Source organism: Neobacillus drentensis (genome assembly GCF_036965245.1).
In the GTDB taxonomy this organism is placed as follows: Bacteria; Bacillota; Bacilli; order Bacillales; family Cytobacillaceae; genus Neobacillus; species Neobacillus drentensis_G.
Genome location: NZ_JBALPG010000022.1, coordinates 21,514 through 42,161, shown reverse-complemented (window position 1 = coordinate 42,161; position 20,648 = coordinate 21,514). Strand labels below are relative to the sequence as shown.

General features: G+C 38.2%; 22 protein-coding genes. 15 read left to right on the top strand and 7 right to left on the bottom strand.

Features of this window, described 5'->3' with window-relative positions:
• Window positions 1-115: 115 nt before the first annotated feature.
• The 9 genes from V7150_RS06405 to V7150_RS06365 all read left to right on the top strand — a co-directional run bounded on the left by V7150_RS06405 (window position 116) and on the right by V7150_RS06365 (window position 9,390).
• Window positions 116-748, top strand: a complete 633-nt coding sequence (locus V7150_RS06405; protein WP_335515072.1) for a helix-turn-helix transcriptional regulator — start codon at window positions 116-118, stop codon at window positions 746-748.
• A gap of 35 nt (window positions 749-783) precedes the next feature.
• Complete coding sequence (locus tag V7150_RS06400; RefSeq protein ID WP_335515069.1) at window positions 784-1,593, top strand: pyruvate, water dikinase regulatory protein; 810 nt, start codon at window positions 784-786, stop codon at window positions 1,591-1,593.
• Between the two features lie 446 nt (window positions 1,594-2,039).
• On the top strand, window positions 2,040-2,309 hold the full coding sequence (locus V7150_RS26565) for a DUF188 domain-containing protein (RefSeq protein WP_420490260.1): 270 nt from the start codon (window positions 2,040-2,042) through the stop codon (window positions 2,307-2,309).
• A 43-nt stretch (window positions 2,310-2,352) separates the two neighbouring features.
• Window positions 2,353-4,161 (top strand): DNA primase, encoded by a 1,809-nt coding sequence (gene dnaG / locus V7150_RS06390; RefSeq protein WP_335515066.1) that lies wholly within the window; start codon window positions 2,353-2,355, stop codon window positions 4,159-4,161.
• A 41-nt stretch (window positions 4,162-4,202) separates the two neighbouring features.
• Window positions 4,203-5,333, top strand: coding sequence for an RNA polymerase sigma factor RpoD (gene rpoD / locus V7150_RS06385; protein WP_335515063.1), 1,131 nt, complete (start codon window positions 4,203-4,205; stop codon window positions 5,331-5,333).
• 362 nt (window positions 5,334-5,695) lie between these two features.
• Complete coding sequence (locus V7150_RS06380; RefSeq protein ID WP_335515060.1) at window positions 5,696-6,835, top strand: acyl-CoA dehydrogenase family protein; 1,140 nt, start codon at window positions 5,696-5,698, stop codon at window positions 6,833-6,835.
• Window positions 6,836-7,039: 204 nt separating this feature from the next.
• Window positions 7,040-7,405, top strand: a complete 366-nt coding sequence (gene cccA / locus V7150_RS06375) for a cytochrome c550 (RefSeq protein WP_335515057.1) — start codon at window positions 7,040-7,042, stop codon at window positions 7,403-7,405.
• A gap of 151 nt (window positions 7,406-7,556) precedes the next feature.
• Window positions 7,557-8,297: a tRNA (adenine(22)-N(1))-methyltransferase gene (locus V7150_RS06370; protein WP_335515054.1), complete on the top strand. Its 741-nt coding sequence runs from the start codon at window positions 7,557-7,559 to the stop codon at window positions 8,295-8,297.
• The gene (locus V7150_RS06365; RefSeq protein WP_335515049.1) at window positions 8,275-9,390 is read left to right on the top strand and encodes a Nif3-like dinuclear metal center hexameric protein; all 1,116 of its coding nucleotides are present in this window, start codon (window positions 8,275-8,277) and stop codon (window positions 9,388-9,390) included. Before V7150_RS06370 ends, V7150_RS06365 begins: the two co-directional genes overlap by 23 nt.
• 191 nt (window positions 9,391-9,581) lie before the next feature.
• On the opposite strand, the gene V7150_RS06360 is transcribed toward V7150_RS06365, so the two are convergent.
• Complete coding sequence (locus V7150_RS06360) at window positions 9,582-10,529, bottom strand: 4-hydroxy-3-methylbut-2-enyl diphosphate reductase (protein WP_335515047.1); 948 nt, start codon at window positions 10,527-10,529, stop codon at window positions 9,582-9,584.
• 310 nt (window positions 10,530-10,839) lie between these two features.
• Window positions 10,840-11,532, bottom strand: a complete 693-nt coding sequence (gene vrrA, locus V7150_RS06355; protein ID WP_335515045.1) for a VrrA/YqfQ family protein — start codon at window positions 11,530-11,532, stop codon at window positions 10,840-10,842.
• A gap of 267 nt (window positions 11,533-11,799) precedes the next feature.
• Here vrrA and V7150_RS06350 point away from each other — a divergent pair, with 267 nt between their 5' ends.
• On the top strand, window positions 11,800-13,116 hold the full coding sequence (locus V7150_RS06350) for a DEAD/DEAH box helicase (protein WP_335515042.1): 1,317 nt from the start codon (window positions 11,800-11,802) through the stop codon (window positions 13,114-13,116).
• 22 nt (window positions 13,117-13,138) lie between these two features.
• On the top strand, window positions 13,139-14,032 hold the full coding sequence (locus V7150_RS06345) for a deoxyribonuclease IV (RefSeq protein WP_335515040.1): 894 nt from the start codon (window positions 13,139-13,141) through the stop codon (window positions 14,030-14,032).
• Between the two features lie 72 nt (window positions 14,033-14,104).
• On the opposite strand, the gene V7150_RS06340 is transcribed toward V7150_RS06345, so the two are convergent.
• On the bottom strand, window positions 14,105-14,362 hold the full coding sequence (locus V7150_RS06340; RefSeq protein WP_335515226.1) for a DUF2624 domain-containing protein: 258 nt from the start codon (window positions 14,360-14,362) through the stop codon (window positions 14,105-14,107).
• A gap of 177 nt (window positions 14,363-14,539) precedes the next feature.
• Between V7150_RS06340 and V7150_RS06335 the strand changes: the two genes are divergently transcribed.
• The 3 genes from V7150_RS06335 to V7150_RS06325 are packed head-to-tail and all read left to right on the top strand — an operon-like array spanning window position 14,540 to window position 16,568.
• On the top strand, window positions 14,540-15,313 hold the full coding sequence (locus tag V7150_RS06335) for a metal ABC transporter ATP-binding protein (protein ID WP_335515037.1): 774 nt from the start codon (window positions 14,540-14,542) through the stop codon (window positions 15,311-15,313).
• On the top strand, window positions 15,310-16,161 hold the full coding sequence (locus V7150_RS06330) for a metal ABC transporter permease (protein ID WP_335515032.1): 852 nt from the start codon (window positions 15,310-15,312) through the stop codon (window positions 16,159-16,161). Before V7150_RS06335 ends, V7150_RS06330 begins: the two co-directional genes overlap by 4 nt.
• Window positions 16,158-16,568 carry a Fur family transcriptional regulator gene (locus tag V7150_RS06325; RefSeq protein WP_283919489.1) on the top strand — a complete coding sequence of 137 codons (411 nt, stop codon included), beginning with the start codon at window positions 16,158-16,160 and terminating at the stop codon, window positions 16,566-16,568. The genes V7150_RS06330 and V7150_RS06325 overlap by 4 nt, the downstream gene beginning before the upstream one ends.
• Before the next feature lie 39 nt (window positions 16,569-16,607).
• On the opposite strand, the gene V7150_RS06320 is transcribed toward V7150_RS06325, so the two are convergent.
• Window positions 16,608-17,210 (bottom strand): 5' nucleotidase, NT5C type, encoded by a 603-nt coding sequence (locus tag V7150_RS06320; RefSeq protein WP_335515026.1) that lies wholly within the window; start codon window positions 17,208-17,210, stop codon window positions 16,608-16,610.
• A gap of 339 nt (window positions 17,211-17,549) precedes the next feature.
• On the opposite strand from V7150_RS06320, the gene V7150_RS06315 reads away from it, so the two are divergent.
• Complete coding sequence (locus V7150_RS06315; RefSeq protein WP_420490263.1) at window positions 17,550-17,894, top strand: hypothetical protein; 345 nt, start codon at window positions 17,550-17,552, stop codon at window positions 17,892-17,894.
• Between the two features lie 297 nt (window positions 17,895-18,191).
• Here V7150_RS06315 and ispG read toward each other — a convergent pair whose 3' ends face one another.
• From ispG to V7150_RS06300, 3 genes are all read right to left on the bottom strand, one after another.
• Window positions 18,192-19,304, bottom strand: a complete 1,113-nt coding sequence (ispG, locus tag V7150_RS06310; RefSeq protein WP_335515021.1) for a flavodoxin-dependent (E)-4-hydroxy-3-methylbut-2-enyl-diphosphate synthase — start codon at window positions 19,302-19,304, stop codon at window positions 18,192-18,194.
• Between the two features lie 110 nt (window positions 19,305-19,414).
• Window positions 19,415-19,747, bottom strand: a complete 333-nt coding sequence (locus V7150_RS06305) for a hypothetical protein (RefSeq protein WP_335515018.1) — start codon at window positions 19,745-19,747, stop codon at window positions 19,415-19,417.
• 101 nt (window positions 19,748-19,848) lie between these two features.
• Complete coding sequence (locus V7150_RS06300; protein WP_335515016.1) at window positions 19,849-20,622, bottom strand: DUF1189 domain-containing protein; 774 nt, start codon at window positions 20,620-20,622, stop codon at window positions 19,849-19,851.
• Between the last annotated feature and the right edge of the window lie 26 nt (window positions 20,623-20,648).

Genomic DNA, 20,648 nt, shown 5'->3' with positions numbered 1-20,648 from the left:
GGGCTCGCCAATCGGCGAGTTTTCTTTATAGATGGAATTGAATCATTTCAAATAAAAACTAAGTAGTATATAATATTTTTATAAAGTAATTAAAATAGTTAATGGGTATTTTAAGGTGGTGAGGACAATCGAACTGACTAAACGCCAAGAACATATTTTGCAAATAGTGAAAGAAAATGGTCCAATAACGGGAGAACAAATTGCGGATCAATTAAGCTTGACCAGGGCGACGTTAAGGCCCGATCTTGCAATATTAACGATGGCTGGTTTTCTAGATGCAAGACCTCGTGTCGGGTATTTTTATACGGGGAAATCGGGAGCACAGTTATTGACGGAAAATCTGCAGAAAATCTTTGTGAAAGATTATCAGTCCATTCCTGTGGTCGTAAGTGAAAATGTTTCTGTTTACGATGCTATTTGCACGATGTTCCTTGAGGATGTAGGAACGTTATTTGTCGTTGATCAAAACTCCAGCCTCGTTGGGGTTCTTTCAAGAAAGGATTTGCTGAGAGCAAGTATTGGAAAGCAGGAGCTTTCAAGTATACCTGTCAATATAATAATGACAAGAATGCCAAACATAACCATGTGTGAACGGGAAGATTTATTAATCGATATTGCAAAGAAATTAATAGAAAAACAAATTGATGCCTTGCCGGTTGTTAAAAAATCAGAAAAAGGTTATGAGGTAATTGGCAGAGTCACGAAAACAAACATCACAAAAGCCTTTGTATCATTAGGTGATGAGTAAGCAATAGATTTTTTATGAGGAGCTGTTGAGGGAGAATGAGTTTGCCTATCATTTATGTTGTATCTGATTCAGTTGGGGAGACAGCAGAATTAGTTACAAAAGCGGCGATTAGCCAATTTAATGGTTCTGGTATGATATTAAAAAGATTTCCCTATGTAGAGGATAAGGAACATATCGATGAAGTGTTATCACTTGTTTCGCATGATAAAGGTATGGTGGCCTTCACATTAGTCAAGCCAGAAATGCGTACATATTTAAAGGTAAGAGCAGAAGAGGAAAGAATCATTGCTGTTGATTTAATTGGCCCAATAATGGACCAACTTCAGATTTATAGCGGGAAAACACCTTTATGTGAACCAGGCCTTGTGAGGAAGCTTGATGAGGATTATTTTAAAAAGGTAGAAGCCATCGAATTTGCGGTAAAATATGATGATGGGCGTGATCCAAGAGGGCTTTTAAAGGCAGATATAGTATTAATCGGGGTGTCCAGAACCTCCAAGACGCCTTTATCACAGTACTTGGCACATAAACGTTTAAAAGTGGCAAATGTTCCTCTTGTCCCTGAAGTGGATCCGCCAGAAGAACTTTATCAGGTTCCCATCGAGAAATGCTTTGGATTGAAAATAAGTCCTGAAAAGTTAAACAATATTAGACGGGAGCGATTGATTTCTTTAGGATTAAATGATCAAGCAAGTTATGCCAATATTGAAAGGATAAAAGAAGAATTATCTTTTTTTGAAAATATCGTAAAGAAAATAAATTGTCCGGTTATCGATGTGACTAACAAGGCGGTCGAAGAAACAGCAAATGTCATCTTAAATTATATTCAAAAGGGCAGATTCTAACACATAATCATTTGATTATGTGTTTTACTATGTGAAAAAAATGAGAAAAAGTTATGGCAAAATGATAACGAATATACTATAATAAAAAATTGTGATAAAAATATATCTTTTTAGGTTTAGAGTTGCATGGGAACGAATAAACTATTTATTGTTAGATGTCAAGTCAGGGACCCTAAAAAAATTCGACATAATTCCTTTAATAAAAGTTAGCTCTTTAAGAAGGAATATGTGGAGTGATGTAGAATTAATACTTATGTAAAAAGCAAACCGGCTATTTTTGTCGATGCAGATTCTGGCCCTTCAAAAAGGAGATTGTCGAAATAGCTTCCAAATTTTCCGTTGAAGTTTTTTTTATTGCTTCCTATGATCATCATGTGAAAGACATAAGTACATATGCTACTTGGAAATATGTTGATTCATGAAAGGAAGCCGCGGACTTATACATTATGAACCATGCGGGTAATGGAGATATTGTCATAACGCAGGATATCGGACTTGCATCCACATTACTGCTAAAGGGCGTTCATGTTATATCCCCAAAGGGAGTTGTATTTGAGGAAAGTGGAATTCAGACTGCCCTTGATTTACGGTTCTTAAATGCTATGGCAAGGAGAAGGGGAGTCTACGGAAAAGGATCAAAGCCTTTTCAATCCGAGGATCGAGCAAGATTTACGACAGAATTAACGAAAATTTTGTCGAAATTTGCAGGAATTTAATGATTGCCTGCCGAATACCTGTAGTATAAATGGAGTTGTTTTCATGGCAGACCGTATTGCCGAAGAAAAGATTGACCAAATTCGTCAGGATGTTGATATTGTCGAGGTAATCAGCGATTATGTTCAACTGAAAAAACAGGGGCGAAATTACTTCGGATTATGTCCATTCCATGGTGAAAGCACCCCATCATTTTCAGTGTCACCTGACAAACAAATTTTCCATTGTTTTGGCTGCGGAGCTGGGGGAAATGTATTTTCCTTTTTAATGGAGCTAGAAGGAATATCATTCCAAGAAGCAGCCATTAAATTAGCAGCGAAGGTAAATATCGACCTTGAAATTAAATTATCTTCAGCACATGGTGGAAAAAAAGTTTCCAATGAGCTTCAATCCATGCTTGATGCTCACGAGCTATTACGGAAATTTTACCATCATTTACTAGTAAATACAAAAGAAGGTCAGCATGCATTAGAGTATTTACTGGGAAGAGGTTTTACCCGAGAATCGATTGATAAGTTTCAAATTGGTTACTCATTAAATTCATGGGATTTTGTTTGTAAATTCCTTTCTAAAAGGGATTTTTCACCTGAATTTATGGAAAAAGCCGGATTAATTATTAAACGAGAAAGGGACGGGACGTTTTTCGATCGATTCAGAGATCGAATTATGTTTCCCATTTTTGACCGGCATGGTAATACGATTGCTTTTTCAGGGAGATCACTAGGGGCTGAAGAGCCAAAATATTTAAATAGTCCCGAAACAGCAATCTTTAATAAAAGTAAAATTTTATATAATTATCAGTTGGCTAAGCCAAGTATCAAAAAAATGCAGCATGCTGTTTTATTTGAGGGTTTTGCTGATTGTATTGCAGCAGATCGATCAGGAGTGCAGAATGGTATTGCCACAATGGGGACATCATTGACAGATGAACATATAGCCCTTTTGCGTCAAAGCGTTCAATCCGTTACTATCTGTTATGATTCAGATAAAGCAGGTGTAGAAGCTGCTTACCGTGCAGGTAACCATCTTCACGAAGCGGGTTTTCAAATTAAGGTAGCCATGATGCCTGATGGACAGGATCCAGATGAATATATCAAAAAGAATGGCGCTGATAAATTCCGCAATGAAGTGATTGGTGGAAGTTTAACCTGGATGGCGTTTAAATTTCTTTATTTTCGAAGGGGAAAAAATCTTCAGAATGAAGGAGATCGGCTTGCATATATCGAAGTGATAATTAAAGAAATCAGCCAATTGAATAAAGCTGTTGAAAGGGATCATTATTTACGGCAGCTTGCAACAGAATTTTCGCTTTCGTTAGATGCTTTAAAGCAGCAGCAAAAGCAGCTTTTCTTTGCTGAAAAAAGAAAGTCAAATGGAAAAAATGAGTCTTTTCACAAACCTTTGTTAACCACAAAGCCGGTGGAGGAATTAAAGCCCGCACATAATATGGCAGAAAGATGTCTAATTGCCCATATGCTTAAAAATCGTGATGTGGCTTATAAGGTTCAGGAATTACTCGCAGGGAACACGTTTAATATTGATGAACATCAGGCAATAATAACATATCTGTTAGGATTTTATGAAGATCATTTGGAACCAGATAGTAGTGCTTTTTTAACCTATATTCAAGATGATAATCTTAGAAGAATGGTTGCCAACATTGAAATGATGTCGATAAATGATGAGGTAAGCACTCAAGAATTAACTGATTATATCAAACAGGTGTTGAATTATCAAAAATTGTTAAAAATAAAAGAAAAAGAAGTGGAACTAAAAGAAGCGGAGCGACAAAGTGACTTTGGTAAGGCTGCGGCAATTGGTATTGAAATCAATCAATTACGTAAATTACTTTAAATTCCATTTTAGTGTCTTTGATTCTGGAAGGAGGGGGACATATGGCTGCTGAAAAATCAGCCCGTTCAAAAGAGGTTGAAAATGAATTAACCCTTGAACAAGTAAAAGACCAGTTAACTGAACTGGGTAAAAAAATCGGTGTCCTTGCCTATGATGATATTGCTGAAAAGCTGGCTAATTTTGAATTAGAATCTGAGCAAATGGATGAATTCTTAGAATTTCTAGGTGATCAAGGAATCGAATTAGTCGGTGATAATGAGGATGAAGACCCAGATATTAAAAAATTGGCAAAAGAAAATGACGAAGAATTTGACCTAAATGATCTTAGCGTTCCACCAGGAGTTAAGATTAATGATCCAGTGCGTATGTACTTAAAAGAAATTGGCCGTGTTGACTTACTTTCCGCTGAAGAAGAAATTAAACTGGCCAATCGGATTGAGGAAGGCGACGAAGAAGCAAAACGACGTCTTGCCGAAGCAAACCTCCGCCTTGTTGTAAGTATAGCAAAACGCTATGTTGGCCGTGGAATGCTGTTTCTTGATCTCATTCAAGAAGGTAATATGGGTCTAATCAAAGCCGTTGAGAAATTTGATTACCGTAAAGGCTTTAAATTCAGTACCTACGCAACATGGTGGATTCGTCAAGCGATAACACGGGCGATTGCTGACCAAGCAAGAACGATTCGAATTCCTGTGCATATGGTTGAAACCATTAATAAACTTATTCGTGTTCAGCGTCAATTACTACAGGATCTTGGCCGCGAACCAACTCCTGAAGAAATTGGTGAGGACATGGATTTAACACCTGATAAGGTAAGGGAAATATTAAAAATTGCCCAGGAGCCTGTCTCACTCGAAACACCAATTGGTGAAGAAGACGATTCGCACCTTGGGGATTTTATTGAAGATCAAGATGCAACATCTCCATCTGAGCATGCTGCCTACGAATTATTAAAAGAGCAGCTCGAAGATGTTCTTGATACTTTAACGGATCGCGAAGAAAATGTCCTTCGCCTGCGTTTTGGTTTGGATGATGGCCGGACTCGTACCCTTGAAGAAGTTGGTAAAGTTTTTGGCGTAACCCGTGAGCGTATTCGTCAAATTGAAGCCAAGGCATTGCGTAAATTACGTCACCCAAGCCGCAGCAAACGCTTAAAAGATTTCTTAGAATAAAATACTGTTACAAAATAGTTTACTTCTTAACAGGAGTAGACTATTTTTTTTGGCTATTCCATTTAAATGGAATGAAAGCACTTTCTGCATTTTTTCTTTATTTTACTGAATTGTCTCTCATTTTGCAAACATCCATCAGATTTTTTTAGGTAAGTTTCGATATTTTGTTTTTAATTGAACCTAATTTCTGCTTTGCCAATAAGATTAAAGCGTCTTTCATTTTTTTATTCCCTGAGCAAAAGATGCTTAGATTATATTCATAAAATATAATCTTTTAAAAATTTTTAAATGTTGAGAAATTTAGACAATTTCTTTTATAATAAAAAAGAAAGCGTATACAAAGTTACTCTAGGGGGATGAAAATGAATTTTGATTTAACTTCTGAACAAGAAATGATCAAACGAACAATACGCCAGTTTGCGGATGAAGAAGTTGCACCTGGTGCTTTAGAACGTGATAGAACAAAGCAATTTCCTGTAGAGGTATTTAAGAAACTGGCAGAGATGGGGATTATGGGGTTGCCTTTTCCGGAAGAATACGGGGGTGGAGGAGCAGATACGGTTAGCTTTGCCATTGTTGTGGAAGAATTAAGCAGAGTATGCGGCTCGACTGGAATAACTTATTCTGCCCATATTTCTTTAGGCGGAGCACCTCTTTATTTGTTCGGAACGGAGGAGCAAAAACAAAAATATTTAACTCCTATTTGTACAGGAGAATCTTTTGGTGCATTTGGATTAACGGAACCAAATGCCGGCTCAGATGCAGGGGGCACAAGAACAACTGCCAAAGAAATAAGCGGTGAATATGTTATAAATGGTAATAAGTGTTTTATTACCAATGCAAGTTTTGCTAAGCATTTAGCTTTAACAGCCGTGACTGGTGAGAAAGACGGTAAAAAGGAAATTAGTGCGATTATTGTCCCAACGAATGCAGATGGTTTTAATGTCATTGATAATTATGAAAAAATGGGCTTGAATTCATCGAATACGACGGAGCTTGTATTGGAAGATGTACGAGTGCCTGCCCAAAATCTTTTAGGGGAGCGTGGAGAGGGCTTTAGACAGTTTTTAATTACGCTTGATGGTGGACGTATCGGGATTGGTGCAATGGCTGTAGGCATTGCTCAAGGAGCGTATGAAAAGGCCCTTGCCTACGCAAAGGAACGGAAGCAATTCGGCAAATCGATTTCCTCCTTTCAAGCAATTCAATTTAAGCTCGCGGATATGGCAATGAAAATTGAATTAGCACGAAATATGGTGTATAAAGCAGCATGGTTAAAAGACAAAGGCAGGCCTTTTTCAAAGGAAGCAGCTATGTGTAAACTGTATGCTTCAGAAATTTGTATGGAAGTAACAGATCAAGCTGTGCAAATCCATGGCGGATACGGCTATATGAAGGAATATCATGTTGAGAGAATGATGCGTGATGCAAAGCTGCTTGAAATTGGTGAGGGTACATCGGAAGTTCAAAGAATGGTTATTTCACGATTAATTGGTTGTTAATAAGTAAATAGGGGAAGATACCAAGAGGAGGAACTATAAGTGTAATTTTCACTTTGTTTCACCTCTTTTATCATTTTTATAAAGATTATAGTGATAAAACAAGTTTAGGGCTTTTCCTTCTGTTCTTTTTCAAGTAAAATAGTAGTTGTTTGCAGGTATAGTTTTATTTAATTAACGGGGTACGTACATAAGGGAGGTTATATCATGAATCGAAATCCGGTAATTCCTTACATTCTCGTCTTTGTTTTTGGAATTGTCCTAGTGTTTTTCTTATCTTTCAAAGGTCTTGGGGATATGGAGGAAGTAGCTAAAGATAAGGGAGAAGGTAAAGGTGGGGGAAAAACAGAAGTTGCCGCATCAAATCCAGAAGATATTTATAAATCTACTTGTATCGGCTGTCATGGTGATCAATACCAAGGAGGAGTGGGGCCTTCATTAAAAGGTACTGGTTTATCAAAAGATGAAGTCAAGGATATTCTTACTAATGGTAAAGGTACAGGTATGCCGCCAGGTCTTGTTAAAGCAGAACAATTAGACGCAATGGCAGAGTGGGTTTCTAAATTAAAGTAAGTTTAAGAAATCTGAGATTGCCATGCGTACTCGTTGGTTTGACAGGTTTCAATGTTAAAGTTATACTATTCTATCTAAGGCCCTTTGCATCTGTAAAGGGCCTTTTTTATACTATACATATATAAATCGGAAAAAAGTGTGGTGTTTTTTGATGAATTCAGATAGATTGTCAAAACGGTTAGCAACCGTTGCAAATTATGTTCCTAAGGGTGCAATATTAGTCGATATAGGTTCTGATCATGCTTATTTACCTTGTTTTTTAGCGAAGAATATCGGTATTACATATGCAGTAGCAGGAGAAGTAGCTGTTGGACCATATCAATCTGCTAAAGGGAATGTTTTATCGGAAGGATTATCTGAAATTATTTCTGTCAGATTAGGTGACGGGCTTGATGTGGTTAAGCATGGAGAAGTAGAATATGTAACGATTGCTGGGATGGGCGGTACCTTAATTACAAGTATTTTAGAAAAGGGCAAAGACAAGCTAGGGTCTGTAAAAAGGCTGATTTTACAGCCTAATATCAGTGCTATTTCCATCCGGCAATGGCTATTAGACAATAGCTGGAAGCTTGTGGCTGAAGAAATACTCGAAGAAGACGGAAAAATTTATGAGGTGTTAGTTGCAGAAAAAGGAAAGGATGCCATAGACCCATTGATACCATATGGTCAAAGCTTAGAAGAAGGCTTATTATTAGGACCTTATCTTGTGAAAGAACGGAATACAGTTTTTAAGAAAAAATGGATCAATGAAAAGAAAAATTGGCAGCGAATTTATCAACAGCTTGAAAACGCAGTACAAACCCCTGACACAATCGAAAAAAAGCAGGAACTATTACATAAAATAAAGCTAGTGAAGGAGGTAATCCAAGATGAAGAATCCAAATGGTCATGAAATTATCCACCTATTTGAACAGTTTTCGCCTAAAGGGCTGGCAATGGAAGGTGACAAGATTGGCTTGCAGATCGGTCGATTAAACAAAAAGATAGAACGGATTATGATCGCTCTTGATGTACTGGAAAATGTGATCGATGAGGCAATCGAAAAAAATGTCCAGCTCATTATCGCCCACCATCCGATTATTTATCGGCCGCTTAAAAATTTGCTGACAGATACGGTACAGGGTAAAATGATTGAAAAATTAATTAAACATGATATTGCTGTTTATGCCGCACACACCAATCTTGATGTAGCAAAGGGCGGGGTTAATGACCTGCTGGCATCTGCATTAGGATTAGAAGATGCAGAGGTGCTTGTGCCCACTTTCGATACAAAGCTTAAGAAATTAGTCGTTTTCGTCCCTGCAAGCCATGCAGAAGAGATTAGACAAGTCCTTGGCAATGCAGGGGCAGGATTTATTGGCAATTATAGTCATTGTTCTTTTTCTGCCAATGGAACTGGCAGGTTTTTGCCGGGTGACAATACTAACCCATACTTTGGTAAAGCTGGCAAGCTAGAAGAAGTCGATGAAGTTCGGATTGAAACAATTATTCCGGAACCGATTTTAAAAAAAGCAATTACCGCTATGATTAAGGCGCATCCATATGAAGAAGTAGCTTATGATGTATATCCATTGGATAACAAAGGAGAAGTACTCGGACTTGGCAGAATTGGTAAAGTCAGTGAAATGACTCTTGCAGAATTTGCAGAAAAGGTGAAAACAGCACTTGAAGTGGAAAAAGTACGTGTAGTGGGTGATTTAACCTCAAAAGTAAAAAAAGTAGCTGTTTTAGGCGGGGATGGCAACAAATACTTCATGAATGCCAAGTTTAAAGGGGCAGATGTGTATGTAACAGGGGATATTTATTATCACACCGCCCATGATGCCATGATGCAAGGCTTGAATATGATAGATCCAGGTCATAACGTCGAAAAAGTAATGAAAAAAGGGCTAGCAGCAGCGTTACATAAGATGTGCCAGGAATCAGGTTATGAAGTCGACATTTTTCCGTCCGAAGTAAACACTGACCCATTTCAATTTATATAGAGTTTTGTGAAACCGAGAAAAAATTTTTCTATATGGTTCTAAGCGACCGAAAAAGCGATAAACCAAAGCTCCGTATCGCAAAAAGAGCTCTTAAAATAGGAAAAGGCCAGAAACCCTCAGTTTGTTCTGAAATGGTTTAAATCGATCCTAAATGAAAAGAACCGGTCAAAGTTGACGCGGTTCTTTGCTTTTTATTCTTCAGTCTTTTTTACTCTAGGTAATATTCTGCTAAGTTGTACCTTTTTCCTACGTTCCCATGTTGCTTCGTTATTTGGGTCAAATTGTTCAAGAAACGTAATGACTTCTTTTGTGATTGGGGTTGGGGTTGATGCACCTGATGTAACTGCAACAGTTTTGGCATCCTTAATCCAATCAATTTCTAATTCAGTAATATCGGCAATGCGATAGGCCGTTGTTCCGGCAATTTCTTCTGAAACTTGCGCTAAACGATTGGAATTATTACTTTTTGGGTCACCGACAACTATAGTCACATCTGATGACGTTGCTTGTTCTGCTACTGCTTCTTGACGTATTTGTGTGGCATGACAAATTTCATTATAAACCTCGACATGAGGATATTTTTCCTGTACCTTTTTCATTGTATCAGCAACATCCCATTGGCTCATGGTGGTTTGGTTTGTGACAATGAGTTTGTGATTGTCAATCGTTAATGCTTCTACATCACTCGGAGTCTCAACAAGATGAACCATACCTGGAGCTACACCAACAGCGCCCTCTGGCTCTGGATGGCCTTTTTTACCGATATAGATGACTTGATATCCTTGCTTTGTTTTCTCTTCAATCAAGTCATGTGTTCTTGTAACATCAGGGCATGTGGCATCAATTGTTACAAGACCTTTCTTCTTCGCAAGTTCTCTTACCTCTGGAGAAATACCATGGGCCGTAAAAATAACCGTACCAGAGTCTACTTTATCGAGAATATCTTTTCGATTTTTTCCGTCAAGGGTAATGATCCCCTCTTCCTCGAAGGCATCCGTAACATGTTTATTATGAACAATCATCCCTAAGATGTAGATAGGACGAGGCAGTGTTTTATCTAATGCGGCATTTCTTGCGATGACCATAGCATCCACAACACCATAACAGTATCCACGTGGTGAAATTTTAATAATTTGCATATATTAAGTCCCCCTATATTGAACTTTGATAACTATCTAGCCCAGCGGCTAGTGGAATTCGCTTTCTTCTCTGCGATGAGTCAACATCGGTTCGCTATCGTTCACCATGTTGTCTAGGCCTGTGCAAGGCGCTACAGCTTTTCTGGCAGTCAGGGCGCTCTAGTCCCTACACTTCTAAAATGGACTGCTTGGGCTTTTCTTAAAGCCTATGTATTTATTATATAAGACTAATAGTTATATTACAAAGATACATTTTTTTGTGAAGTTTTCTGAAAATAAAAGAATGCCGGTGGCCCCAGCATTCTCCTGCTCATATATACATTTTAGGTATCGAGCTTCCTTTTTGGTATGAACTACTACGCTTAGAACTTTGCGGTTGTTTCTTTTTTTCGGTACTTGTATTTTGAGTTTTTTTCCGGCTTGTATTTTTCTTTGAAGTTCTAATATCAGTTGATTCATTGCTTGAAGATTCTTCCGCAACTGATACTTTCTTTTTGGTTGTTTTTTCTGAAGTCGAATCCGAGCTATTTGATGCATTTTTGAAGCCCCGATACAGCTTCCAAATCGCAGGAAGATTCTTGACCATTGGGCCAAACTGCTGAACCATGGGACCAATTGATTGTGCAGTTTTTAATACATTCTGGGTGTTATTTAAAATTCCCGATAGTCCACCTGGATTACTTAAGGATTGGAGTAAGCCGCCGCCGCCGCCTCCTGCTGCTCTTCCCGCTCCTTGCATTCCCATAATTCCTCCCTGGCCGCCAGCTTGAGTTCCTCTTCCGAGAAGTCTCGAAAGTAAACCACCGCCGCCCCGGTTCGTTTGTGCGGGTCCCATCATAGACCGCATCAAAGGGTTCCCTCCGCCAACTTGACCAGCTTGCTGCCTCATCATCGGACCCATTCTGCCAAATGGATTCCCTCCAGCTCCCATCATTGGGCCTCTGCCACCAAACTGACCTGGACCCATCCTACCTTGCATGGGCATTCTTGGTCTTGGCTGCATCCTCACCACCTCCTTTCATCAATCCTTGATACATTAAAATATGCATTTACCCTAATTATGTTTAGGTATTATACTCAAGGAAGAAACTAAATTTAGTTTTTAAAAAGAGGAAAAAAAGTAAAAGATGAGGATAAAAGGAAAGTTAGCTGGTTATTTAGGCGAATTTTTACTATAATTACATGATGCGGGAGTAAAGTGGAAGCTCTTGCTATGGGAAGAAAACTACACCATAATCTTTAGATTATTTTTAAAATAAGGAGCTATTATATGAAAGAGAATCGATTTAAACGTTTTAAGTTTCAACCTTTTATTATAGAATCACTGAATCAGTTTGGATATAATGAGCCGACTGAAATTCAGGAACGGATGATCCCGTTAGTATTAAAAGGAGAAAGTGCGATTGGTCAATCACAAACGGGAACAGGGAAAACATTTGCTTATGTGTTACCGATCCTTGAAAAAATTAATCCGAATCGTCAAGAGGTGCAGGCTGTCATTACTGCACCGACAAGGGAGTTAGCATCGCAGATCTATCAACAAATCCTGAAAGTAACTGAGCAATGTAACCCTGATAGCCCAATCATGACCAGATGCTATATTGGCGGAACAGACAAGCAGCGGACCATCGAAAAATTGAAAATACAACCACATGTTGTTGTTGGAACTCCAGGAAGAATTAAAGATCTTATGATTGACCAAGCACTGTTCATTCATACCTCGGATATTCTTGTTGTTGATGAAGCCGATATGATGCTGGATATGGGATTTATTGAAGATGTGGATCAGATTGCTGCTAAAATGCCGGAAAAACTGCAGATGCTGGTCTTTTCAGCCACCATTCCTGAGAAATTAAAACCTTTTCTTAAAAAATATATGGAAAATCCAAAGACAATTCAAATTGAATCCAAAAGGAAAGCAGCGGAAAATTTAGAGCATTATCTGCTGCCATCAAGGCATCGCAATAAAAAACAACTTGTTCATGATGCCTTGCTTGCCTACAATCCCTATCTAGCAATTGTATTTACCAATACAAAAAAGATGGCTGAAGAGGTTGCCTACTTTTTAAATGAGAAAGGTTTAAAGGTTGGCCGTGTCCATGGCGATTTAAACCCGCGTGAGCGGAAAAAAATGATGAAGCAGATTCAGGATTTGGAATACCAATATATCGTTGCCACCGATCTTGCTTCACGAGGGATTGATATTGAAGGGGTCAGCCATATTATTAACTATGAACTTCCATCTGATCTGGATTTTTATATCCATCGGGTGGGGAGAACTGCGCGAGCAGGAAATTCGGGGATTGCGCTTACGGTTTATGATATTTCTGATGAAGACGCCTTAAATCGTTTAGAAAAAATGGGGATTCAGTTTAAGTATGTCGATCTGAAAAATAACGAATTTGTTGAAGCAGATGAACGGAATAAGAGAAAGACGAGGGTAAGGAAAGAGGACGAGGCTGATAAAAAAGCTAAATCTATGGTAAAGAAGCCTCAAAAAGTAAAACCAGGCTATAAAAAGAAAATGCAATGGGAAATGGATAAAATTAAAAAACGGCAGAGAAAAATAGACCAAAGAAAAAAGTAATTGGTGAAGGGAGAGAAACGGAATGTTGAAAATAGGTTCACATGTTTCCATGAGCGGAAAGAATATGCTCCTTGCTGCAAGTGAGGAGGCCGTGTCTTATGGTGCCAATACGTTTATGATCTATACGGGGGCACCGCAAAATACAAGAAGAAAGAAAATTGAAGACCTGAACATTGAAGCAGGAAGAAGACATATGGAAGCAAACGGGATTTCAGAGATTGTTGTCCATGCTCCCTATATCATTAATATTGGTAATACCACTAATCCTGACACCTTTGAATTAGGTGTCAGGTTCCTCCGCAGTGAAATTGAGAGAACAGAGGCCATTGGAGCAAAACAAATCGTTCTTCATCCTGGTGCTCATGTAGGTGCTGGTACGGAAGCGGGAATTAAGAAAATCATCGAGGGTTTGAATGAAGTATTAACCGGTAAGGAACAGGTACAAATTGCATTGGAAACAATGGCCGGTAAAGGCTCGGAATGTGGAAAATCGTTTGAGGAATTGGCGATGATTATGGATGGCGTAAACTATAGTGATAAGCTATCTGTTTGCTTTGATACATGCCATACACATGATGCAGGCTATAATATTGTCGAAGACTTTGACGGTGTTTTAAATGAGTTTGATAAAATTATCGGCCTTGAAAAATTAAAAGTACTTCATATTAATGATAGTAAAAATGCTGTAGGAATGCGAAAGGACAGGCATGAGAATATCGGGTTTGGCCATATCGGCTTTACGGCCATTAACTATATTGTTCATCATCCACAACTAATGGAAGTGCCTAAAATCCTAGAAACCCCTTTTGTTGGTGAAGATAAGAACAACAAAAAAGCTCCATATCAATTTGAAATTAATATGCTTCGCGAACAGAAGTTCAATGATAATCTGCTAGATCAAATTATGCAATCATAAGAAAAAGCTGTGCCTCTGCACAGCTTTTTTTCTGCCTAGCTCCAGCCCATAAACAAGGCGCTTTTGTTTTTCTTACTGCTTTGTAAATTGCATAAATAATTTATTTACTTCACGTGCAGTTTCCGGCCCAGCCGCCTTAGCGATTTGCTTTACTAATTGGGCACGCTCTTTGTCGTCAAAAATATTAACATTTTTACCACGTAAGTATTCGGCGATTTTCCTAGCCTGGTGCCGATTAACTGCAATATCAAACTGATTCGCATACTTCATCAGCTCTTCAGCAGTTATTGTGTTAATTTTATGATTAATGATGTTTTCAAATATTTTCACCCTCACCACTCCTCCATGCTAATGTATGAAGAGGGAACAGGAGTGTGACAATAGATTTAGAGTGGGCGAGTAGTTAATGTTCAGTTTTTCAGCCTTTACATTCAGAAACTCCTATTGTATACTACTTGATGTTAAATCGGAATGATTCTTATAATTAAGGGTGAGAGAGTACAAATTATGCGATCAATTATTGAAATAAAACATCTTTTCTATCGTTATGAAAAGGACACAGTCCTTGAGAATATTAACATGACTATACCAGATGGCTCCTTTTTGGCGATTGTCGGTCCTAATGGGTCTGGAAAATCAACACTATTAAAATTAATTTTAGGTTTATTAAAACCACAAAAAGGGGATATCTTTTTATTTGGCCAGGAAATAAATAAATTTAAAGATTGGCAAAAAATTGGTTATGTATCACAAAAGGCTAATTCCTTTAACACTGGTTTTCCGGCAACCGTATTTGAGGTGGTCGCAAGTGGATTAACCAAAAAGTTAGGCCTGTTTAAGTTTTTTAAAAAAGAACATTCAACAAAGGTAAACGAAGCCTTAGATGCAGTGGGAATGAAGGGATTTAGAAGCAGAAATATTGGTGAGCTCTCTGGGGGACAGCAGCAGAGAGTTTTTATTGCCCGTGCCCTTGTTAGTGAACCAAGTCTCCTAATTCTAGATGAACCAACCGTTGGTGTTGATGCGGAAAATGTTTATTCCTTTTATCAAATGCTAGAAGAGTTAAATAAAAAGCGAGAAATTACGCTGTTATTGGTTACACATGATATTGGTACGATCTCTGATAAGGTCTCTCATGTTGCTTGTTTAAATAAACATTTGCACTTTCATGGAGAAACAGCAGAATTTGAGCAGCTTAACAGAGATGGCTTATCTAAAGTTTATGGTCATGATGTCCATTTGCTGACCCATCAACACGAACATGGAGGCGATGTAAAATGATTGAAGGAATTTTTCATTATGAATTTTTACAAAATGCCTTCTTAACAGGGATAATGATCGGGATTATTGCCCCGCTGCTAGGGGTTTTTATTGTTGTTAGAAGACTATCGCTAATTGCTGATGCCCTTAGCCATGTGACATTAGCTGGAATTTCAGCGAGCCTCCTTATTGAAACGAAGTTTTCGATTATGTCAGGCTTAAATCCCCTTTACCTGGGAATGGTGTTTTCAGTAGGGGGAGCGTTGTTCATTGAAAAACTAAGAGGGGTTTATAAGCACTATCAGGAATTAGCCATACCCATTATTCTTTCAAGCGGAATTGGGCTGGGGGTCATATTTATTTCACTTGCTAACGGATTTAACACTGACTTGTTTAGTTATTTGTTTGGCAGTGTGTCCGCCGTTAGCCGTACGGATTTATGGGTTATTTTTTTCATAAGTATCGTGGTTATTTCAGTCATTATTATGTTGTATAAAGAGTTATTTTTACTATCTTTTGATGAAGAGCATGCAAAGGCTTCTGGCATTGCAGCCAAAAGCATTCATTTCATTTTTATCGTCATGGTTGCCCTTGTCATTGCTGCTTCAATGAGAATTGTCGGGATTCTGTTAGTTTCTTCATTAATGACATTACCGGTTGCCGCAAGTATTCGAATTGCCAATGGTTTTAAACAGACCATTTTTTTCTCTATCCTTTTTGGTGAAATTTCTGTGCTCGGAGGGCTTTTTTCAGCCTATTACCTTGACTTGGCTCCTGGTGGAACGATTGTCATACTTGCTGTTCTCATTTTAGTATTAACAATTCTTTATAAAAAATTTACAAGTGCTATAGGTGGTGAAGAAAGGTGAACGTACATGAAGCAATTCAATACTTAAAGGAAAATGGATTTAAACAGACAGGGAAAAGGGAGGATATGCTCCAATTATTTGCAGATAGCGATAAGTATTTAACGGCAAAGGAGGTTCTTGATCAATTAAAGGATGATTATCCAGGTTTGAGCTTTGACACCATTTATCGAAACCTAACTTTGTTTGTAAATATGGGGATATTGGAAATGACAGAGCTCTCTGGTGAAAAACATTTCCGCTTTACTTGTTCAAGACACCATCATCACCACCATTTTATCTGTCTAGATTGTGGAAAAACAAAAGAAATAGATACATGTCCAATGGATGGATTAAGTGAAAATTTAAAAGGATATGATATATCCGGGCATAAATTCGAGATTTACGGTCGCTGTCCGGAATGCCATTAAAAAACAGCTTGTGCGCGTCCCGCACAAGCTGTTTAAATGTTAGTTGAATGTGGCAGCTGCTTCACGTTTTGTCTCTTCCTGCTTTAACCAGTTTTCAACCCAGATATTGGCTTCTTCCCAATTCTTAACGCGAATGACACCTTTAGGAATCGGCTCCTGATTATATGGTGTATCAAATAATATAACAGGTATCTGGCACTCCTCATGAATCATGACGGCGTTATCATGTTTATCCTCAAAAAAGATATCCACCTTATGTTTTTTTACAGTTTCCACTTTATCGTGCGAGCCGATTAATTCCATATGATGAAAGGTCAAACCGTGATGAAAGAACCACTCTTCCGTGACAGCAAGTAAGTGAGGACCGCGTGCACTGATAAAAAACAACTCATGGTCTTGTTTCCATTTTTTAAGTACGTTCACAGCCCCTTGTGCAGGCAGTGACTCTTTGTATAATATCGGTTCATTTTCAGTAAACCATTTTGCAAACACTTCTTCAGAAACATTCACAAATGGTGTTAATTCATACTGGTTTACATCCTCATATAAAATATTCATACGAAATGCTTTATTAATAAACGGTATTATGGATTTTGGGCATGTAACGGTACCATCAATATCGATTCCAAATCTTTTTCTCATTTTGTCTTCACCTTCATCTGGCTTTAGGGTATCTCATTATATTTTACCAAAGTAGTGTGAACAATGAAGTACTTATTTTTCAAGAAAAAATTTTCGATAATTGAAATAAAAAACTATTTAAGACAAACATTAACATAATTAAAAAAGTAGCGAGACGCAAACAATAATTAATGCTCCTATAACTGAAAGTGAGGGATTAGGATGGCAGATGAAAGAGACACGAAAGTGCAAGAAGCTCTTCGAAGTTCAATAATTGGTGAGGATATCCCCAATTCTCCTGCAGAATTCAGGGAGGAAACAGCGTCGGAAGTCGATGAACCTGTTAAGACATCCTATTCATTGAAAAAAGAAGAGTCTGTTCCTGAAATTGGTGCATCTGTTCCGATAAGAACTTCTGAATATAGGGAAGAAACAGCTGCAGAAATAGCTGCACCTTTTACTGATACACGAAGTGGAGAACAGGATGAATTTCGGGAACGAACAGCAGGTGGAACCGGCATGGGTACCCTTGCATTAGCGCTATCGATTATATCACTGTTTGTTTTGCCTATTCTTTTTGGTGCCGCAGGTATAGTGTTAGGATTCGTTGCAAGAAATAGAGGTGCCACAGGCCTTGGTGCTTGGGCAATTGGTATTGGTGTAGTATCAATTGTTATTGGTATCTTCATTCTTCCGTTCTTTTAACATGTCTTGCATAGGAGTAAAGAAAACTCGCCAATTGGCTAGCCCTTAGGCGAAGACAGAGGCGTAGTTGCACTTAGCCTGATTGGAATGTATAATTTCCTATCGGCCAAAAAAGAAACCCGGTAAAATACCGGGTTTCTTGATGTTTATCCGCATTAACGGGCAGTAAGACCCCTAATTTAAGACTTTTGGGAACCAATAAAGAATAAGTAGGGGTCAACTGCCCGTAAAAGCCCGATTTGTTCACCTACCAAACAGTGGAGGATGGAATGAACCCCCACTATTTGAAGTTTCACTTTATTCTGTTACTTTATTTTCTTCTTCCGCTTTTTTTCGGAAGTACTCCTCAGCAACTTGATCAATTTCCTTTTTCAATTCCTCAACCATATCTGCTTCAGGAACTTTCCGGACAATTTCTCCTTTTCTAAATAATAGACCTTCACCGCGTGCACCGGCTATACCGATATCTGCTTCACGAGCTTCGCCAGGGCCATTGACGGCGCAGCCTAGCACGGAAACCTTAATCGGTGCCTTTATTTTTGAAATATATTCCTCGACTTCATTTGCAATACTAATAAGATCAATTTCAATTCTTCCGCAGGTTGGGCAGGAAATTAGTGTTGCTGCATTAGAAGAAAGACCAAATACTTTTAAGAGTTCACGAGCAACTTTTACTTCTTCAACAGGATCTGCACTTAGGGATATACGAAGTGTGTTTCCGATCCCCATACTAATAATGGCGCCTAATCCTGCGGCACTTTTTACTGTTCCTGAGAAAAGCGTTCCTGATTCCGTAATGCCCAGATGTAATGGATAATCGAAAGCACGGGCAGCTTTTTCATATGCTTCGATGGCAAGATTAACATCAGATGCCTTCATAGAAACAATAATGTCATGGAAATCTAAATCCTCTAGAATTTTGATGTGATGGAGGGCACTTTCTACCATTCCATCTGCAGTTGGATAACCATATTTATCAAGAATTTTCTTTTCAAGGGATCCTGCATTAACGCCAATCCGAATTGAAATACCACGTTCTTTAGCGGCTTTTACGACCGCTTCGACCTTTTCGCGTTTTCCGATGTTTCCTGGATTGATCCTGATCTTATCTGCTCCGCCTTCAATGGCTTTTAATGCTAATTTATAATCAAAGTGAATATCGACTACAAGTGGAATGTTGATTCTCTTTTTGATTTCTGGAATGGCATTAGCGGCTCGCTCGTCAGGACAGGCCACACGTACGATTTGGCACCCTGCTTCCTCAAGACGTTTAATTTCAGCAACTGTTGCCTCAACATCATGCGTTTTTGTTGTTGTCATGCTTTGAATAATAATTTCATTGCCCCCGCCAATTGTTAAATTCCCCACTTTAATTGGACGGGTTTTTGTACGATGTATAATTTCACTCACGTGTAATTCGCTCTCCTTCAAAATGGATTCGAATAATAGGTTCTTTAAAATAATCCGCCTTAATTGTATCAGTCTCGTGCTATTTTTGACAAGAATAAGCTCTATCCTGTTTATTTTGAGTAATCAGGGAAATGATATGTAGCCCCAATTTGGATTTTTTCAGGGGTTTGTCCTGGATTTAGTTTTCGAAAGTCTTCGATCAAATCAGTTATTGAAACAGGCAGTGGTTTTTTTAGCTTGTGCTCGACAATCGAGATTACGGTTTCACCAGGTTGTACTTCTGCCTCAAAAGAATGAATGTCCGTTTTAGGTTTCTTTGAAACTGTCTCGACTTTTGCACCAACCTGTTTGGAATTGGAGGCAGGAAGGGTGCCGATGGTAAGATCGAAATAAATGACATAAATGATTAAAATAGCAAAAAGAAAACCAAATAACTTTTTCATCGGACAAGCCTCCATAATGGAATGTTTGTACATTCCTATGCTTGTCTTACCGTAAAAAGAACCCCTAATAAAAAAACACGCCCAAATGTTTGGGCGTAATTCTAGTTCGCTTTTTTCGGTTTTGGAATCTCGTTAATTGCTAAGAATAAGACAATAATCGCGACTACCCAATTAATGGCAAAGCTGTATGGTACTGATGTTTTAATAGCTGCCATAATGGTGAAAAATAGGGTAGGCAAGGTTTCACTGTATGCAGCCATTCTCCATAATTGACGGTAATTCAGATTTCTGCCTAAAAGATTTGCTAAAGCCAGACCGAACATGGCTAATATGGATACTTCAATAAAGCTTGCAGCACTTGAAAACAAATAAATAAACACTGACATCACAGGGATGATAATACTCTTCATTCCACCAATTTTGTCAATAAAATCTAGCAGCGAGCTCTTTGTAATGTTTAAGCCTTGTAGCATTGAATATGGATAGGTATCAATCCTTCCGCCTGATGAGAAGACAAACTCATCCTTCAGCATAGCAAATGCATTCCCTTCATTCTCTACATCCGAATCAGAAATGGCTCCAGTTGGATCAATAATAATAGTAAAATTATCTTTATTAATTGTAACGGGTACCTCTGTTTTAGCTGACAACAGACCATTCTTTATCGAAAATTCAGGTGCTTCATCCTTGATAATGGATTTTGCAGAATCTATGCCGGTAGAAAGATCGGTACTTAAAAAAAGGATAAACGGAAGAATAGAGATGAAAGTTAGGAAAAAAACATATAAAATGGTTTTCCCAATTCCTTGAAAACGAAATAAGGCAATATCTTTTGGAGAGTAGATGCTTTTATAAAATTGTTTGAAAATATTCATACTGGACCACCTTTATAAAGATTCAA

Bases quoted from the DNA above. Each gene is read 5' to 3' on its own strand.
- V7150_RS06400 (WP_335515069.1), top strand. From the start codon at position 784: ATGAGTTTGCCTATCATTTATGTTGTATCTGATTCAGTTGGGGAGACA.
- rpoD (WP_335515063.1), top strand. From the start codon at position 4,203: ATGGCTGCTGAAAAATCAGCCCGTTCAAAAGAGGTTGAAAATGAATTA.
- V7150_RS06360 (WP_335515047.1), bottom strand. From the start codon at position 10,529: ATGCAAATTATTAAAATTTCACCACGTGGATACTGTTATGGTGTTGTG.
- V7150_RS06365 (WP_335515049.1), top strand. From the start codon at position 8,275: ATGAAGAATCCAAATGGTCATGAAATTATCCACCTATTTGAACAGTTT.
- V7150_RS06330 (WP_335515032.1), top strand. From the start codon at position 15,310: ATGATTGAAGGAATTTTTCATTATGAATTTTTACAAAATGCCTTCTTA.
- V7150_RS06350 (WP_335515042.1), top strand. From the start codon at position 11,800: ATGAAAGAGAATCGATTTAAACGTTTTAAGTTTCAACCTTTTATTATA.
- V7150_RS06335 (WP_335515037.1), top strand. From the start codon at position 14,540: ATGCGATCAATTATTGAAATAAAACATCTTTTCTATCGTTATGAAAAG.
- vrrA (WP_335515045.1), bottom strand. From the start codon at position 11,532: ATGCAGCCAAGACCAAGAATGCCCATGCAAGGTAGGATGGGTCCAGGT.
- dnaG (WP_335515066.1), top strand. From the start codon at position 2,353: ATGGCAGACCGTATTGCCGAAGAAAAGATTGACCAAATTCGTCAGGAT.
- V7150_RS06380 (WP_335515060.1), top strand. From the start codon at position 5,696: ATGAATTTTGATTTAACTTCTGAACAAGAAATGATCAAACGAACAATA.
- V7150_RS06345 (WP_335515040.1), top strand. From the start codon at position 13,139: ATGTTGAAAATAGGTTCACATGTTTCCATGAGCGGAAAGAATATGCTC.
- cccA (WP_335515057.1), top strand. From the start codon at position 7,040: ATGAATCGAAATCCGGTAATTCCTTACATTCTCGTCTTTGTTTTTGGA.
- V7150_RS06300 (WP_335515016.1), bottom strand. From the start codon at position 20,622: ATGAATATTTTCAAACAATTTTATAAAAGCATCTACTCTCCAAAAGAT.
- V7150_RS06305 (WP_335515018.1), bottom strand. From the start codon at position 19,747: ATGAAAAAGTTATTTGGTTTTCTTTTTGCTATTTTAATCATTTATGTC.
- V7150_RS06370 (WP_335515054.1), top strand. From the start codon at position 7,557: ATGAATTCAGATAGATTGTCAAAACGGTTAGCAACCGTTGCAAATTAT.
- V7150_RS06320 (WP_335515026.1), bottom strand. From the start codon at position 17,210: ATGAGAAAAAGATTTGGAATCGATATTGATGGTACCGTTACATGCCCA.
- V7150_RS26565 (WP_420490260.1), top strand. From the start codon at position 2,040: ATGAACCATGCGGGTAATGGAGATATTGTCATAACGCAGGATATCGGA.